The 798-nt window shown below is 53.4% G+C and carries 1 protein-coding gene; it reads left to right on the top strand.

The features are described 5' to 3' along the window. Window positions 1-798: EmmdR/YeeO family multidrug/toxin efflux MATE transporter (locus J5224_RS31925; protein ID WP_264628977.1), on the top strand; the 798-nt coding region annotated here is incomplete at both ends.

Here is a 798-nt window from a genome sequence, read left to right as displayed (position 1 = left end):
GGGTCTGGCCGACAGTTTCAACATGCTCATCATCGCTTTCTTTACCGCCGTCGCGCTGGGCACAGCAGTCGTGGTGGCATTCAGTCTGGGCCAGCGCAATCGCAAACAGGCCCGCGCTGCAACGCGTCAGTCTATGTCTTTGCTGGTACTGGTCTCCTTTTTGTTAGTGTTGCTGATTGAACTGGCAGGTGAAGCCATTATCGACCTGATTGCCGGTTCCGCCGATCCACATGTTAAAGCGTTGGCGCTGGTGTTCCTACGGCAAACTGGCTGGAGCTATCCGGCCATGGCGATTGCGTTAGTCGGCTGTGGGGCGCTGCGCGGTGCCGGTAATACCAAGCTGCCGATGTTTATCAACATCGGCATGAACATCCTCAACATACTGATCAGTAGTGTGCTGATATACGGGATTTTTTCCTGGCAGGGTCTGGGGTTTTATGGCGCAGGTATTGGCACGACGCTGTCACGCTATATCGGTGCGGTGTTTGTGATCCTCACGTTGATGCACGGCTTTAACGGTGCACTGCGCATTCCGTTCAAATCCTATTTTGCCCCTTTCACTTACACCATTCTGTATGAAGTGTTAAGCATCGGTATTCCTGCCAGCGTAGAATCCGTGATGTTTAATCTGGGCAAGTTGATCACACAGCGCTTTGTCGCCGGAATGGGCACAGAGGTTATCGCGGGCAATTTTATCGCCTTCTCTATCGCAGCACTGATCAACCTCCCCGGCAATGCCCTGGGGTCGACAGCCACCATCATCGTTGGAACACGCCTGGGTAAAGGGCAGGTTTTTCA

This window comes from Candidatus Symbiopectobacterium sp. NZEC135, assembly GCF_025962695.1.
Note: the sequence above shows the minus strand (reverse complement) of the source record. Positions and strands in the feature narration are given on the sequence as shown.